Annotated in this window: 13 protein-coding genes; 10 read left to right on the top strand and 3 right to left on the bottom strand. The window is 56.9% G+C overall.

Translation table 11 applies throughout. The features are described from left to right. Positions 1 to 3: 3 nt before the first annotated feature. The 7 genes from dctP to ACSQ13_RS12735 all read left to right on the top strand — a co-directional run bounded on the left by dctP (position 4) and on the right by ACSQ13_RS12735 (position 8,194). Positions 4 to 1,017: a TRAP transporter substrate-binding protein DctP gene (gene dctP, locus ACSQ13_RS12765; RefSeq protein WP_176248305.1), complete on the top strand. Its 1,014-nt coding sequence runs from the start codon at positions 4 to 6 to the stop codon at positions 1,015 to 1,017. A 4-nt stretch (positions 1,018 to 1,021) separates the two neighbouring features. Then, positions 1,022 to 2,008 (top strand): C-terminal binding protein, encoded by a 987-nt coding sequence (locus ACSQ13_RS12760; RefSeq protein ID WP_217902962.1) that lies wholly within the window; start codon positions 1,022 to 1,024, stop codon positions 2,006 to 2,008. Positions 2,009 to 2,054: 46 nt separating this feature from the next. Next, positions 2,055 to 2,705 (top strand): RraA family protein, encoded by a 651-nt coding sequence (locus ACSQ13_RS12755; protein WP_176248306.1) that lies wholly within the window; start codon positions 2,055 to 2,057, stop codon positions 2,703 to 2,705. A gap of 78 nt (positions 2,706 to 2,783) precedes the next feature. Then, the gene (locus ACSQ13_RS12750) at positions 2,784 to 3,974 is read left to right on the top strand and encodes an L-dopachrome tautomerase-related protein (RefSeq protein ID WP_295511296.1); all 1,191 of its coding nucleotides are present in this window, start codon (positions 2,784 to 2,786) and stop codon (positions 3,972 to 3,974) included. A 57-nt stretch (positions 3,975 to 4,031) separates the two neighbouring features. Next, positions 4,032 to 4,946 carry a sugar kinase gene (locus ACSQ13_RS12745; protein ID WP_295511298.1) on the top strand — a complete coding sequence of 305 codons (915 nt, stop codon included), beginning with the start codon at positions 4,032 to 4,034 and terminating at the stop codon, positions 4,944 to 4,946. A 203-nt stretch (positions 4,947 to 5,149) separates the two neighbouring features. After that, positions 5,150 to 7,474 carry a Tex family protein gene (locus tag ACSQ13_RS12740; protein WP_176248309.1) on the top strand — a complete coding sequence of 775 codons (2,325 nt, stop codon included), beginning with the start codon at positions 5,150 to 5,152 and terminating at the stop codon, positions 7,472 to 7,474. 204 nt (positions 7,475 to 7,678) lie between these two features. After that, entirely contained in the window at positions 7,679 to 8,194 is a 516-nt protein-coding gene (locus ACSQ13_RS12735) for a hypothetical protein (RefSeq protein WP_295511300.1), read from the top strand. 65 nt (positions 8,195 to 8,259) lie between these two features. Here ACSQ13_RS12735 and ACSQ13_RS12730 read toward each other — a convergent pair whose 3' ends face one another. Next, positions 8,260 to 8,541, bottom strand: a complete 282-nt coding sequence (locus tag ACSQ13_RS12730) for a hypothetical protein (RefSeq protein ID WP_176248310.1) — start codon at positions 8,539 to 8,541, stop codon at positions 8,260 to 8,262. 155 nt (positions 8,542 to 8,696) lie between these two features. Then, entirely contained in the window at positions 8,697 to 8,825 is a 129-nt protein-coding gene (locus ACSQ13_RS12725; RefSeq protein ID WP_255200061.1) for a hypothetical protein, read from the bottom strand. A 168-nt stretch (positions 8,826 to 8,993) separates the two neighbouring features. On the opposite strand from ACSQ13_RS12725, the gene ACSQ13_RS12720 reads away from it, so the two are divergent. From ACSQ13_RS12720 to ACSQ13_RS12710, 3 genes are all read left to right on the top strand, one after another. Continuing rightward, on the top strand, positions 8,994 to 9,488 hold the full coding sequence (locus tag ACSQ13_RS12720) for a CidA/LrgA family protein (RefSeq protein ID WP_435988109.1): 495 nt from the start codon (positions 8,994 to 8,996) through the stop codon (positions 9,486 to 9,488). Then, a complete protein-coding gene (locus ACSQ13_RS12715) occupies positions 9,481 to 10,197 on the top strand; it encodes an LrgB family protein (protein WP_176248312.1) in 717 nt (238 codons plus the stop codon). Before ACSQ13_RS12720 ends, ACSQ13_RS12715 begins: the two co-directional genes overlap by 8 nt. 311 nt (positions 10,198 to 10,508) lie before the next feature. Beyond that, on the top strand, positions 10,509 to 13,370 hold the full coding sequence (locus ACSQ13_RS12710; RefSeq protein WP_435988108.1) for an ATP-binding protein: 2,862 nt from the start codon (positions 10,509 to 10,511) through the stop codon (positions 13,368 to 13,370). Between the two features lie 86 nt (positions 13,371 to 13,456). On the opposite strand, the gene ACSQ13_RS12705 is transcribed toward ACSQ13_RS12710, so the two are convergent. Next, positions 13,457 to 13,882, bottom strand: coding sequence for a response regulator (locus ACSQ13_RS12705; RefSeq protein WP_176248314.1), 426 nt, complete (start codon positions 13,880 to 13,882; stop codon positions 13,457 to 13,459). Positions 13,883 to 14,681 lie beyond the last annotated feature (799 nt).

Here is a 14,681-nt window from a genome sequence, read left to right as displayed (position 1 = left end):
CACATGACAATCGTATCAAATGCTCTTGTGACAACCGCGTCATTCGCGTTGATCGCCGCCGCCGGGGGCGCGATGGCAAAGGACCTGAAATATGCGCATTTCCAAGCCGCTGATCTGAGCGCGCCGAAACATGCCGCTGGCTTGGCGTTTGAAAGCTGCCTTGAGGGGAAGACTTCAGCTGCCATTGACGTGCAGGTGTTCCCAGCGTCGCAACTGGGCGGCGGCTCCGACATTATGGAGGGGCTGGAGCTGGGCACCGTTCAGATGGCGGTTATCCATGACGGCCCGATCTCGGCGGCTTACAAACCGTTTTCTGTTCTCGCGATGCCCTATCTTTTCGACGATCAGGCAATGGCCTGGTCCGTGATGGATGGGGAATTCGGGCAGGCCTTGGCCGAGGATATGCTGGCCCAGACCGGTATCCGGATGTTGGGTGTTGCCGACAACGGCGTGCGCAATTTTACCAATAACGTGCGCCCCGTCGCGGAACCTGCTGACATGAAGGGCCTCAAGATGCGGGTCATGACCTCGCCGGTTTGGGTTGCGCTGGTCGAAAGCCTTGGGGCATCGGCGACACCCGTGCCATGGCCGGAACTGCCCGGCGCTCTGCAACAAGGTGTTGTTGACGGTCAGGAAAACGGTGTCACGAATATCGTGGATGCCTCGCTTTATCAAAACCAGAAATATGTGTCTTTGGACGGGCATGTTTTCAGCTGGCACGCCTATCTGATTTCAGATTCCTTTTACCAAGGGCTGACCGCAGACGAGCAGAAATCACTGCTGCAATGCACCGAGATCGCCAAAACGATCCACCGTGGGATGACCGCCGCACAAGACGCCAATGCAACGGCGATCCTGTCGGAAAAGGGCATGGAAGTCGTTCAGGTCAGCCCTGAGCAAAAAGCCATGTTCCGCGAAGCGGCCCAACCCGCTGTTCGCGCATTCATCGTAAGCGAGATCGGCGAAGAGTGGCCCGACAAGCTTGACGCGGCTGTTGCCGCTTACCGGTCGGAATAAACCGATGACAACGGACCGCATCATGAAACCATCGACCATCGCCGTTCTTGAACCGGGCTATGCCGCCTATGTGACGGAACAAGACGTATTGGCGGATGACAATGTTCACCTCGTTCCTGTTGGCGAAGATGTTGATGCGGTCCAAGAGGTCACGGCGCTTGACCCGGTTGCCCTTATGGTCCGCGAACGCGCCGTGACCGCCCCCCTGATGGAAGCCTGCCCGAACCTGAGGGTCGTCGTCCGTTATGGGGTGGGGGTCGATAACATCGACCTTGCCCATGCAACAAAACACGGCATCTACGTCGCCAATGTGCCCGATTACGGGGCCGAGATCGAAGTAAGCGAGCACGCTGTCGCGCTGTATCTGGCCGTTCAGCGCCGGTTGGTGACGCGCGATTTTGAAGTGCGCAGCGGGCTTTGGGGCATGGGGCAGGCCGCGATCATTCCTGACCGGACCGATGCCATTCTGGGGCTGGTTGGCGGCGGGCGCATCGGATTGGAAACCGCCCGCAAGTTCCGCGCTTTGGGATTTGCCAAGGTAATGGTCACCGATCCCTTCCTCTCGCAAGCGGCGGCCCAAGCTTCGGGTTTGGAACTGGCCGGCCTGGCAGATATTTGCCGCAGCGCCGATGTCATCAGCCTTCATGCGCCTTTGACAGAGCAGACACATCACATCATCGACAGCGCGCATATCGCCCTGATGAAACCGACGACAATTCTGGTGAATGTCGCACGCGGCGGGCTGCTTGACGAGGGGGCGCTGGCCCGGGCCTTGCACGAAGGGCGCATTTTCGGAGCCGGGATCGACGTCTTCGAGCAGGAACCCATCGCTGCCACGAACCCGCTTTTTTCATCACCGAACACAATCATTTCGGATCACACCGCCTGGTATTCCGAGCGGACAGTCAAGGTTCTACAACGCAACGCCGCCCTCGAGGTGCAGCGGGTGCTGCGCGGGGCCGTGCCTGAAAACTGGGTCAACTGTTGGTGAGCCATCTGCACAACAACCGTCAAACAAACCAATAAAGGACAGTCACATGACATTAGAACAACTTATCGCAGGCTTTCGCACGGTTGCGACCGCATCGGTAGCCGACGCTGTGGACAAGGTCGCGGGCCGCACCGGATTTCTGCCCGCAGCCTTCAAGCCGCGCATCAACGAGGCCAAGATCGTGGGCCCGGCCGTTACCGTGTTGGAAGGCCCGACCGAAGAATTCCTGCCGCCACAACATGCATTGGATGCCATTGACGAGGCGGATGCAGGATCGGTCATCGTGATCTCGACCAACGGCACCACCGATGTGGCCTTGTGGGGCGGGTTGATGACGGCGGGTGCCATTGCCAACAAACACGAAGCTGCGGTTCTGGATGGCGGCCTGCGTGACCTTGTCGAGATCAAGCGCGATTTCGATTTTCCGGTGTTTTCGCGCTGCGTGTCACCGGGCACCACATTGGGGCGGATCAAGACCCTGGCGTCGAATGTCGAAGTGGCCATGGGCGATGTCATCGTGCGCCCCGGCGACATCATCGTTGGCGATATCGACGGCATTGTTTGCATCCCGCGCGATCATGCGCCCGAGATTTTGGCGATGGCCAAGGAAATAGACGAGCGTGAGGCCGAACAGGCCAAGCTGATCATTGCCAGCGGATCCCTGCGCGAGGGATTGGCGAAATACGGTCGTATCTGAACGAAAATCAAAAAAACCATCTGTCGTTGGCTGGGTCATCGGCCAGCGGCGCAAACTACCAATAGAAAGGTCAAGATAATGATAAAGAAATTGCTTCACCTCAGCGCGATAACTTTCGCGTTCGGCCTGCCAGCCGCCGCACAGGACAAGATCGAAATCGTCGCGGAATGGAACGCGATCCCATACTCGGTCACCGACGCGGCGACACGCACCGCTTGGGAACAAAGCGACATCTTTGGCACGGCGCTGATGCAGGGTGCCAAGATCGACAGCGCAGGCAACATCTATGTGTCGACCGCCCGTTGGGGTGGCAAGGAAATCCCGTCCACGCTGTCAAAGCTTGTCAAAGCCGGAGACAACTGGGAATTGGCGGCATACCCGTCCGAAGAAATGAACAACATCGCAAACAAGGCAGGTCTCAAAGCGGTCTTGGGTTTCGAGATCGACCGCAACGACGTTATGTGGATCCTTGATCAGGGGCATGTCGGGGGCAGCATGGAAGCGGGCGACGCCAAGCTGGTGTTGTGGGACATAGAGGCGGACAAAGAGCTCCAGCGTTATGTTTTCACCAACGAAGAAGCTGATCAGAAATGTTCGTTCCTGAACGATCTGGCCGTCGATAATGACACCGGTTTTGCCTATATCGCAGATAGCGGCATTTTCTGTAATCCGCTGCACGGCGGGCTGATCGTCTATGATTCAAACACCAACACCGTCCGTCGCATTCTTGACCAAAGCAAGTTCACCAACAACGAGCCGAACTTCTTTTTCAACATCGACAACCGGAGCGTGCTCAAGAACGGTGGTATGCAGACCGGCGCGGACGGCATCGCATTGTCGGGCGACAAGGAAACGCTGTATTGGACGAACCTGACGGGCAACCACCTGTACAGCCTTCCGACGGTTGTGATGCGCGATGCGCAAGCCACGGGTACTGATATCGAAAACGCTGTGAAAGTTGAGGCCGTGCTGCCCTCAAACACCGACGGGATGACCGCCGACAATGCCGGCAATATCTATATGACCGCGCTTTCGCTTGATGGTGTGATGCGCTTTGAGGAAGCGACGGGTCGTGTGACGCGATTTGCCCATAACCCTGAAATGAACTGGCCGGACACCCTGGCGTGGGGGCCGGACGAGGCGCTTTATGTCGTGTCGAACCACCTGCATCTTTGGGTGGATGGCGATATGAATTTCAAAGACCCGGAAATTCCGAACTTCCGCATCTGGAAAATTCCCGGTGTCGGTCGCAGCTACACAACGCAATAACAATCTCCTGACTGGCTGCACCTGCGGGTGCGGCCGCTTTTAAAAATGCGAGAAAACATGACACCTGACATTCTTTGCCTTGGCGAACCGATGCTGGAATTCAACCAGCAGGTTGACGGCAATTACCTTCCCGGACATGGCGGCGATACGTCAAATTGCGCAGTCGCTGCCGCGCGGCAGGGCGCAGCCGTCGGCTATGTCACCCATGTCGGCGCTGATCCCTTCGGCCAATCGTTCATGGATCTTTGGCAGGCCGAAGGGATAGACACCTCCACCGTGAAGCAGGTGACAGACGCCCCCACGGGGGTCTACTTTGTGACCCACGGCGCTGACGGCCATCAATTCAGCTATTTTCGGGCAGGATCGGCAGCCAGCCGGATGACAGCGGATGACCTGCCATGCAAAGCGCTTTGTTCGGCAAACATACTGCATGTTTCGGGTATAAGTCAGGCCATATCCGATAGCGCGACGGACGCGGTGTTTGCTGCCATCGACCTGGTCAGGGATGCTGGCGGGCAAGTGTCTTACGACACCAACCTGCGCCTTAAACTCTGGCCATTGGACCGCGCCCGCGCCATCACACATGCCGCAATGGCGCGGTGCACGATCGCCCTTCCCGGGTTGGAGGACGCAACGCAACTGACCGGACTGACCGCCCCCGATGCCATCGCGGATTTTTACCTTGGCCTCGGGGCAGAAGTTGTGGCGCTGACCTTGGGCCACGAAGGCACGCTGGTTGCCACACATCAGGACCGCCAGCGCATCAAGGGCCGCGAGGTCGAAGCCGTTGATGCAACCGCAGCCGGCGATACGTTTGACGGGGCATTTCTTGCGCGACTGGTGGCGGGCGACACCGCCTTTGACGCGGCAAGATACGCCAATGCGGCAGCGGCATTATCCACTCAGGGTTATGGTGCCGTCGCCCCAATGCCGCGAAAAGATGCGGTCGAGGCGTTTCTGAGGCAGGGTTAGCAAGAAGAAATCACGGCGGTTGCTGGCGTTGACGGCGCCAAGGTCGACATGTTCTGCCGTGAATACCCCAGCTCAGGGCGGCCTTGGGCCGTCAGGCGAAACCCCCAATGCTGCGCATGTTGGTGTGTCAATTGAAGTCCGGGGCTTGGCGCGCAGGGGTTCCGGCGCTATCACGGCGATCCGGATAGTTTGGGGAGCCAGTCATGAACGCCGTCGCAGATCGCATTGCCCGTATAATCGCCACCGATATTGATGCACGCCCCGAACAGGTCACGGCCACGGTCGCCCTGCTGGATGGCGGTGACACCGTTCCATTCGTCGCCCGTTACCGCAAAGAAGTGACCGGTGGTTTGGATGACACGCAACTGCGCCGTCTGGCCGAACGGCTGGGCTATCTGCGTGAACTGGAAAAACGCCGTGCCAGCATCCTTGGTGAAATCACCGAGCAAGGCAAACTGACAGATACGCTGGCCCGTGCCATCGCGAATGCCGACACCAAAGCCGTGCTTGAAGACCTGTATTTGCCGTTCAAACCAAAGCGCCGCACAAAGGCGATGATTGCCCGCGAAAACGGGCTGGAACCCTTGCTGCGCGCCATTCTGGACCAGCGTGCCGCTGAGCCCGTTGAACTGGCGCGGGGCTATCTGTCAGAGGCAGTGGCAACCGAAAAAGACGCATTGAACGGTGCCCGCGATATTCTGACCGAAGAACTGGGTGAAAACGCAGCATTGTTGGGCCGCCTGCGGCAGGTGATGCAACAAGAAGCCCATGTGACGGCCAGTGTCATCAAGGGCAAAGAAGAGGTGGGGGCCAAGTTCTCGGATTATTTTGCCCATAGCGAAAAATGGGCCACGATCCCGTCACACCGCGCCCTTGCGATTCTGCGCGCGTCGAAAGAAGACATCGTTACCGTTGATATCGGCCCTGCCGACGACGATGCGCTTGCGCGGGTGATCGGGATCATTGCCGCAGAAATCGGCATACGGGGCACCGCGCCGGGCGATCTGTGGCTGCGCGATGTCGCCGTCTGGACATGGCGGATCAAGCTGAGCCTGTCGATGTTCACGGACCTGCTGACCGATTTGCGGCGGCGGTCCCATGCGACGGCAATCGACGTATTCGCCCGCAACCTGCGGGATCTTTTGCTTGCCGCTCCGGCTGGGGCGCGTGCGACGCTGGGCCTTGATCCGGGGATCCGGACTGGTTGCAAGATCGCGGTCGTGGACGAGACGGGCAAGTTACTGGACACCGCAACGATCTATCCGTTCCAGCCCCGCAACGATCTGCGCGGCGCAGAAGAAACGCTGCTTCATCTGATCAAAAAGCATCAGGTCGCCTTGATCGCGGTTGGCAACGGAACGGCCAGCCGTGAATCCGAACGGTTGATCGCGGATATCCTGAAACGTCTGCCCAATGGCGTTGCCCGTCCAACCCCGGTGATCGTGTCCGAAGCGGGGGCGTCGGTCTATTCCGCTTCGGAGCTGGCATCTCAGGAATTCCCGGATGTCGATGTGTCGATCCGCGGGGCCGTATCCATCGCCCGGCGGCTGCAGGACCCGCTTGCCGAACTGGTGAAAATTGAACCGCAAGCCATTGGCGTGGGGCAATATCAGCACGACGTTGACCAGCGGCAGCTTGCCCAGTCTTTGGCCGCCGTTGTCGAAGACGCGGTGAACGCGGTCGGTGTTGATCTGAACATGGCGTCGGGGCCGTTGCTGGCGCATATTGCGGGGCTAGGGCCGTCACTGGCGCAAAACATCGTCGCGCACCGTGACGCGAACGGGGCTTTTGCCCGCCGCAAAGACCTGTTGAAGGTCGCAGGACTGGGGCCGAAAGCCTTTGAGCAATGCGCGGGTTTCCTGCGCATCACCCAAGGGACCGAACCGCTTGATGCGTCCTCTGTTCACCCCGAAGCCTACGGTATTGCGCGCAAGATCGTGCAGGCCTGCGGGCGCGATGTTCGGGAGATCATGGGCGACAAAACCGCACTTGCCGGTTTGCGCGCCGAGCAATTCGTCGATGACAATTTCGGGCTGCCCACCGTGCGCGACATCTTGCAGGAGCTTGAGAAACCCGGCCGCGACCCGCGTCCTGCGTTCAAAACGGCAAGCTTTGCCGAAGGCATCGACAGTATTACCGACCTCAAACCGGGGATGTCGCTGGAAGGGACGGTGACGAATGTCGCGGCCTTTGGTGCATTTGTCGATATCGGGGTGCATCAGGATGGTTTGGTGCATGTGAGCCAGCTTGCCGATCGGTTTATCAAAGACCCGCATGAGGTTGTCAAAGCGGGTGACGTCGTGCGCGTGCGTGTGACCGAAGTCGACGTGCCCCGCAAACGGATCGGCCTGACGATGCGCAAGGACAATAGCGCAGAGCCGTCGAAGGGGCCGCGCCCCGCCGCAACGCCGAAACCCCAGGTCAGAAACCAGCCCAAGGCAGCCCCAAAGCCCGCGGCCAGCACTGACGGGGCGCTCGGTTCGGCGCTTGCCGAAGCGTTAAGACGCCAGCTTGATCCCAAAGCCTAGCGGGATCGGGCAATGACTGCGCGTGAAACCCGGCCTCAATGCGCTGTCCCTGAGATCTATCTACGGATAGGTTTCGGGGCGGGCGACATAGGCGAACCGGCTTTGCATATCCGCCCCCCGTGGCTGCGACCCGAGTTTGGCAATCCCGGCACTATCATTCCTGGCAGCATAGCTTAAAGGAAGGTGACACCTTTTGGAGAATGAATGATGGAAGCTTCACAGAGCGTACCTGAACTGGTTGCTGTCGCGAAAGCCAATGCAAAGAAGTACGAAGACCAGGTTTCCGAAATTCTCAAGCATGCGGACGGACAGACCCCGTCTGACGCCCAACTTGAAGAGCTTCGCATTGCGACGGCTGCGCTTGAGGCGGAGGCCGTCGATATTTTTACCGTCTTCGAGGCACGGATGCAGCACCATTTTCGCCGCGGCCCGTTTTCGCGCAAGTTGGAAGCGTTGCTCAAAGAGGCAGCGCAGGCCGATCTCGCCGACAGCATCCACCAATATTATCTTGCCATCAACGTGCTGAAACACGGCAAAGGCGCGAGCTATCGCGAGTTGCTGAATACCCCAAGCGCCCAGTTTCGTGTGAAGCCAGCCGAAGACATCATCGCGGAAGACGCGGAGACGTCCGAAAGCCTGATCGAAATCGCGGTGCCGGGCTTTTTTGACGGGCTGACTGCAACAATTCTCGAGGCTTACGACTTCCTTGAGAAGAAATAGGGCTCTGAACTTTCGCGGCTAGATGGTATGCGCAATGCCCGAACGGCCCCGATCTGTCGCAGGTTTTAAGACGGCTCTACTTCAGGCACGGACCCGAGCCTGACGATGAAACTGGGGTCGCTGACCTCACCGGAATCTGGATCTTCGGTCACCGAATAGGCATCGACACCCACGCAGCTGTCAGAGAGGTGTTCACGTTCCGCGCGTAATTGCGCCTCGTGAGACGTGGAATACTTGATTTGTTTATCAATGCTCAGGCTGACCTGCCCGTCGCGGCCGGTCTTTTTTTCGATGTAGGTCTGGCAGATGTAATGCACCTTGGGGCCGTTTTCGTTTTCTTGGCTCATGTCAGTCTCCTGATCTGAATAATGGGACGCTTGCACTGCGTTTCGCGGGGGTGATGAATGCGGCCTGTCGCCCCGGTCGGAATACGCCCCGGTTGAACTGACGGCTCAACCAGAGCGCATGATTAGCGTGTTATTCCAATATGCGCCATCGGCTGTTACTTCACTTTTTTGCCGCCAATCGCCATCGCAGGCCTGCCTGTCAAAGAATTCGCCGTTGCGAGAACTTTGGGCTTTTCCTGCTTTGGTTTTTTGACCTCTTTTTTACTATTTTTGCCTTTAGCCATGGGATGTCCTTCCAATATGCAGCGATCCGGAGCCGGAATGGCAGGGGCTTGGCTGCGGTCTTACGCCTTTGCCGGTCTTGGGCAAAAGCGGTTTTGATCTGACGCGCTACCCTTAGCTTAACCGCTATTTCGGGTGCTTCGTCCATCGCTCATTGCGGGCGGTGCGAAATGGGCATGAACGGGGGGGCTTTGGGCGGAAACGGTCCTCTGGCCTTCAGGGGAAGGGGCCGGTTTCGAAATAACTGTCGTAATTGTGCAGTTGAACGTTATCGTGGCGGGGAAAAGCCCAAATCCCATAGCGCCCCCGAGGAAGTAATGATCGGATATCTGACAATCATATTGGTCTGCCAACTGGTCGGAGAACTGATCGTCGGCACCCTGTCTATCTCGATACCGGGGCCCGTCCTTGGCATGTTAATTCTGTTTCTTCTGCTTTTGATACGCGGGGACCTGCCAGCCGGTTTGGGGCAAACGGCAGATGGTCTGCTCCGTGCAATGTCGCTGCTTTTTGTACCAGCAGGGACGGGTGTCATGATGCATTTCAAACTGCTGGGAGAAGCCTTGCTGCCGCTTGGCGCGGCGCTTGTGGTAAGTACGGCGATGACGATAACCGTGACCGCCCTGATGATGCGGTGGCTGAAAAAGGCAGAAGCGGATGAGTAACCTTCAGGAAACATGGGTCTATCTGAACGCCTCGCCGCTTTTTCACCTGACGCTGACCTTGGTTGCGTTTCAGGCGGCAAACTGGCTGTTTGAAAAGGGCGGGCGGAACCCGCTGCTGAACCCGGTTCTGGTCGCGGTTATTCTGGTGGTTTCGGTCCTGTATTTCACCAAGACCGATTACGGCACATATTTTCAGGGCGCGCAGTTCGTCCATTTCCTGCTGGGTCCGGCGACGGTGTCTTTGGCCATCCCGCTGTATCGCCAGTGGGGCCGGGTCAGCGGGTCGGTGCTGGCAATCGGCATCAGCCTTTTGACGGGGTCGGTCGTTGCAATTGTGACGGCTGTCGGAACGGCATGGCTGTTGGGCGGGTCAGAAATATTGCTGGCGTCCATCGCCCCAAAATCGGCCACAGCCCCCGTCGCAATGGCCATTTCACAAGAATTGGGCGGCGTGCCGTCGTTGACGGCTGTGCTGGTCATTGTGTCGGGTATCTTGGGGGCGATGTTTGGACCGATCCTGTTGAACCTGATCGGCGTAACGGATTGGAGCGCGCGCGGTCTGGCCATCGGCACCGCAAGCCACGGTATTGGAACGGCTCGGGCGTTGCAGGTCAATGAAACAGCCGGGGCATTTTCCGGTCTCGCAATGGGCTTGAATGCGGTGGCCACAGCTTTGCTTGTCCCAATTCTATGGGGCCTCTTGTTTTAAGACGGCGGATCAAAGCACGCCAGATACGGTGTTCGCTTTGCCTGCATGAATTACAACTTCGATACGGCGTGCCCGGCGGTCATCTGCAACAAAAAAACATCAGTATTGTGCATGTTGAAAAAGTAAGCATCCCCTGTAATCACAAAGGGTTAACAGAAGTATTGGTGTGACTTATCTTGATCTGTTATGATGGATCAAAGATAGTTCAAAGCTATCGACCGGGCCAAACCGTACACGTCGCCAGAAACTCCGTATGATTGGACTATCTTTTGGAACCCTATAACGCACGTTATGATGAGCTGTTACGGAAGTTGATCGCTGAACGCCGGTTTTCCTACCTCAAGTTTGACGAAGCGCTCGAATTCTTCTGCAATACAATCACTGAAGCACTGGGTGTCGAAAGAGTTGGCATTTGGGAACTCAACGCGACAGAGACTGAACTGAAGGCGGTCGTGCAATGGAGCGCGTCAGATGGTGTGGCGCAGTCGAAATTTGTTTTGGGCGCGGGGCAGGCCGACAAATATCTTCAGTCCATCAAAGGCAATATCCAGCTTAGCTTTGACGATGCCATGAACGACCCGAGATGTTCGGAACTCGCGCAGTCCTATATTCCGAAGTATGGCATCACGTCGATGCTTGATTGTCCTATCAACGATATCAACCGGATGATCGGTGTTTTGTGCATTGAACATGTGGGTCCGAAACGAAGCTGGACAAAAGAAGAGCAGAATTTTGCCGGTTCGATCGCGAGCCTGATTGCTCTGGCTTTCGAAAACCGCGAGCGGATCAAGGCGGAAGCAGAGACGAGCCGCCAGACGAAGCGGCTCCAGTTCTACAGAAACCTTGTGTCTGACTGGCAGTGGCAAACCGATGTAAACCATGACGTCATTGAGGTCTTGGGGCATGATCTGGATATCGGGCGCGATTACCAAGAGGTTTGGAACAGACCCATCTGGGAACTCGACTGGATCACGCCAGTCGATACGACGTGGGACGATCTGAAGTCGAATTTCGACAAACGGCAGAAACTGGACAGCATCATTATCTCCATGAAGCTGGGCGGCGGTGAAATCATCTACAGCGAGCTTTCGGGCCGTCCTATTTTTGACGAGAATGATAAATTTTCGGGATATTGGGGCGTTGCAAAGAACATCACGGAAAAGCTGCAACGCGAGAACGAACTGCAATCCATCCTGAAGATCCACAGTAACGCCGCGAGGCTTGCCAAAGTGGGGTCGTGGGTCTGGGACGAAGTCAAAGGGCGGATTACCTATTGTTCTCCCGAATTGGCCGATATTTACGGCATCACACCCGAAGAACTGATCGAGCGGACCGTCGCCTTTAACCTGCCGGAGGATACGGTCCGAGACCCAGGGGTGCCGCCTTATGAAAAAGACCTGAGTTGGGTCCACCCCGATGACCGAGAGCATTACCGGAAGGTGGTTGAACGTGCCCACCAAATGGCGACGGGGTACGAGACGGTAACCCGTATCGTGCGCGATGACGGGTCGATCCGAGTTCTACACGAACTGGCCGAGCCTGTATTCAGTGATGATGGGCGTTTCGTGGCGACCACCGGTGTCTTGATCGATATGACGGATACCGAAACCCGAAAGAATGAGCTCAAGCGAAGCCGCGAACAGCTTGCCAACCTCATGGATAACATTCCAGGCGCTCTTTATCGTGTGAAAAACGACGAAAACTGGACGCCGATCTACAAAAGTGCGGGGTTTGACGAACTCTTTGGGTTTAAATCGCCGGGCGATGAAGGCCCCGCAGCCGCGCGACTGGAATATCAAAATGTGTTGCGTGATGCCGACATGGAGAACGTGAAGGAAAAGGTCGCCCAAGCCATCAAGAACGGGAGCCCCTACGAGTTCGAATACCCCGTTTTCCGTGAGGGTGCTACTGAACCGGTCTGGCTGTTCGAGCGCGGTCGCCCCATTTTGAACGCGGACGGAGAATACGAGCTGGAAGGCGTCTTGATTGACGTCACCGAAAAGCACGCGGCCCAAGAGGCGCTTATTCAAAGCCAGCGGATGGACGCCGTGGGCCAGCTGACAGGCGGCATTGCGCATGATTTCAACAACCTTCTGGCCGTCGTTTTGGGGAATTTGGAGCTGTTGAGGGACGAATTGCATGATCCGCTTCATACCGATTTTGTCGATACGGCAATTACAGCGACCCTGCGCGGGTCAGACCTGACCAAAAAGATGTTGAACTTTGCGCAACAAGCCCGGCTAGAGCCGGCGGCGCTTGACCTGAACGAGAATATCCTTGGTGTTCAAAGCTGGATCAATCGCACCCTTCCGCAAAACATCTCGATCCGGACAAAGCTTTCCCCCGACCTGTGGGAGATCATGGTCGACCACAGTTCTACCGAAAGCCTTATCCTGAACCTTATTCTGAACGCGCGGGATGCGATGCCCCAAGGTGGGGATCTGACGATAGAAACCGCCAACAAAACGATAGACGCCGACATCATTGAGGCCCCCAATGAAACCCTGTTGCACGGGGATTATGTGGTTCTGTCCGTAAGCGATACGGGGCATGGCATTCCAAGAGATATTCTGGACCGCATTTTCGAGCCGTTTTTCACGACCAAAGCGACAGGCCGGGGAACGGGCCTGGGGCTGGCGATGATCCGTGGGTTTATCAAGCAATCGGGCGGCACCGTTCATGTCTACTCAGAGCAGGATATCGGCACGACCTTCAAGATCTACTTCAGGGCCTCAAAGCATGAACCCGCGCCCAATCTGCTAAAGGCCCAACCCGAAACAAAAGATGCCCTGACCGGGGTTAAGATCCTGCTCGCCGAAGATGATATCCAAGTGGCAAAGGTCATCGCAATGATCCTCGAACGGCTGGGCAGTTCGGTCACCTTGGCTGCAAACGGGGATGAAGCGCTAAAGATTTTCCAGACTGATCCTGATTTCAGTCTCTTGCTCACGGATATCGTCATGCCGGGAGAGCTGATGGGAACGCATCTGGCAAAAGCCCTGCGGGATATTCGGAGAGACCTTCCGGTTATTTTCATGTCCGGATATGCCGATGAAGCGATGGTTCACGGAAACGGCCTTCGGCCTGACGACATCAAGCTGAGCAAACCGGTGAGCCGGGCAGATTTGGTCCAGTCGATCCAGGAGGTGCTGAAGCTTGGGGGGGTCACATAGGTGAAGTGGCGGGATTTCGGGGGCAGGGGGGATACCGCATGGAACATGGTCGGCATCATGCAGATGAACTGAACAACGGATTGTCTTCAGTTGATCCCTTCGCCGCGCACAAGTAGCCGGGATACCGCTTCGACAAGCTGGTTATATCGATAGGGCTTGGTCAGAAGGGCGATCTTTACGTCATCAATGAAAAATGTATCTGACAGGTCATTGGGAAACCCAGTGACAATAAGCACGGGCAAGGATTGCACTTCTCGCAATTCACTCTCGCGCAGCCAGCTTATGATCTTGTCGCCGTGGAGGTCCGGCAGATGAAGGTCAACCACAGCAAAGTCATAGGTCAACGCTGACGTCACCAGATTTGACAGAAAACCCACCGCCTCCGATGAGCTGTCAACACAACACCCCATCTTCTCAAGCTGCCGCGTCAGGGTTGTGCGAAATTCCAGATTGTCGTCGACCAGAAGGGCCCGCAGACCTCGATCGCGCCGGCTTGAAGCTAAAGTGGTCATTAGTGTCACCTCACCACCAGATAAACGCTATGTGAAAGCACTATAGCAGGTATAATGATTCTATTTAAGTATCTTGTTGTTTCCAAGGATGTGCGGGCTGAATGCAGCTGGCCAACGAAGGCCCGATTTGGATGACTTACGCGCAATCGGTTGAAACTCCATATGGTGCATTGGGTCACGTCATACCCTGACTGCTTTGACTGGCCGGAACCCTGAGGGAGGTTGGTATAGAAACGGTTAAGAAATCGCCATGGGTGTATTGGGTGACGTTGGATAAGAGGCCCCGGGCCCGTCGGCCATCTGACAGGTGGTTCCACGCGCCCCAAGCGGATGCGGGCGCGCTTTCCGAGGCGGCAGCAAACGGCGAAATGCCTTTATGGCGGCCAAGCCACGCGGCGCGCAGGGTGGATATGTCCGGCAGCCGGTTTTGATTCCGCCTGTCGGGGGAATCGCTGGCATCGAATCTGCGCGTCTGATGTATATATTAGTCTGCTGTATAGCGTGATCTGTGGCCGGAGGCGTCTGTCGGTCACTATTGCAATGACATGCAGGCGTCTTCCTGCCTGAAAAATCACCACGCAAAACCTTAAAAAGCTGACCGAGACGAAAAAAGGTGCTGCAGGTGCAAAAAAAGGGGTTGCGGGTATTTGGAACAAACCTTAGAACGCCCCTTACCGGAGACGCAGAGATGCAGACACGGAGCGCTAGCCGGGACGGACGGAGCTGAGAGGCGAAGGAAGTTTACGTAGCGGAGAAATTCTGAGGTATTCGAGGCGGGGCGCGCTGCAAGTTACGGCGC

The sequence above is a fragment of the Sulfitobacter sp. SH22 genome (assembly GCF_965641905.1).
Taxonomy (GTDB): Bacteria; Pseudomonadota; Alphaproteobacteria; order Rhodobacterales; family Rhodobacteraceae; genus Sulfitobacter.
Note: the sequence above shows the minus strand (reverse complement) of the source record. Positions and strands in the feature narration are given on the sequence as shown.

Bases quoted from the DNA above. Each gene is read 5' to 3' on its own strand.
- ACSQ13_RS12740 (WP_176248309.1), top strand. From the start codon at position 5,150: ATGAACGCCGTCGCAGATCGCATTGCCCGTATAATCGCCACCGATATT.
- dctP (WP_176248305.1), top strand. From the start codon at position 4: ATGACAATCGTATCAAATGCTCTTGTGACAACCGCGTCATTCGCGTTG.
- ACSQ13_RS12745 (WP_295511298.1), top strand. From the start codon at position 4,032: ATGACACCTGACATTCTTTGCCTTGGCGAACCGATGCTGGAATTCAAC.
- ACSQ13_RS12730 (WP_176248310.1), bottom strand. From the start codon at position 8,541: ATGAGCCAAGAAAACGAAAACGGCCCCAAGGTGCATTACATCTGCCAG.
- ACSQ13_RS12725 (WP_255200061.1), bottom strand. From the start codon at position 8,825: ATGGCTAAAGGCAAAAATAGTAAAAAAGAGGTCAAAAAACCAAAGCAG.
- ACSQ13_RS12735 (WP_295511300.1), top strand. From the start codon at position 7,679: ATGATGGAAGCTTCACAGAGCGTACCTGAACTGGTTGCTGTCGCGAAA.
- ACSQ13_RS12720 (WP_435988109.1), top strand. From the start codon at position 8,994: ATGGGCATGAACGGGGGGGCTTTGGGCGGAAACGGTCCTCTGGCCTTC.
- ACSQ13_RS12755 (WP_176248306.1), top strand. From the start codon at position 2,055: ATGACATTAGAACAACTTATCGCAGGCTTTCGCACGGTTGCGACCGCA.
- ACSQ13_RS12750 (WP_295511296.1), top strand. From the start codon at position 2,784: ATGATAAAGAAATTGCTTCACCTCAGCGCGATAACTTTCGCGTTCGGC.
- ACSQ13_RS12760 (WP_217902962.1), top strand. From the start codon at position 1,022: ATGACAACGGACCGCATCATGAAACCATCGACCATCGCCGTTCTTGAA.
- ACSQ13_RS12705 (WP_176248314.1), bottom strand. From the start codon at position 13,882: ATGACCACTTTAGCTTCAAGCCGGCGCGATCGAGGTCTGCGGGCCCTT.
- ACSQ13_RS12715 (WP_176248312.1), top strand. From the start codon at position 9,481: ATGAGTAACCTTCAGGAAACATGGGTCTATCTGAACGCCTCGCCGCTT.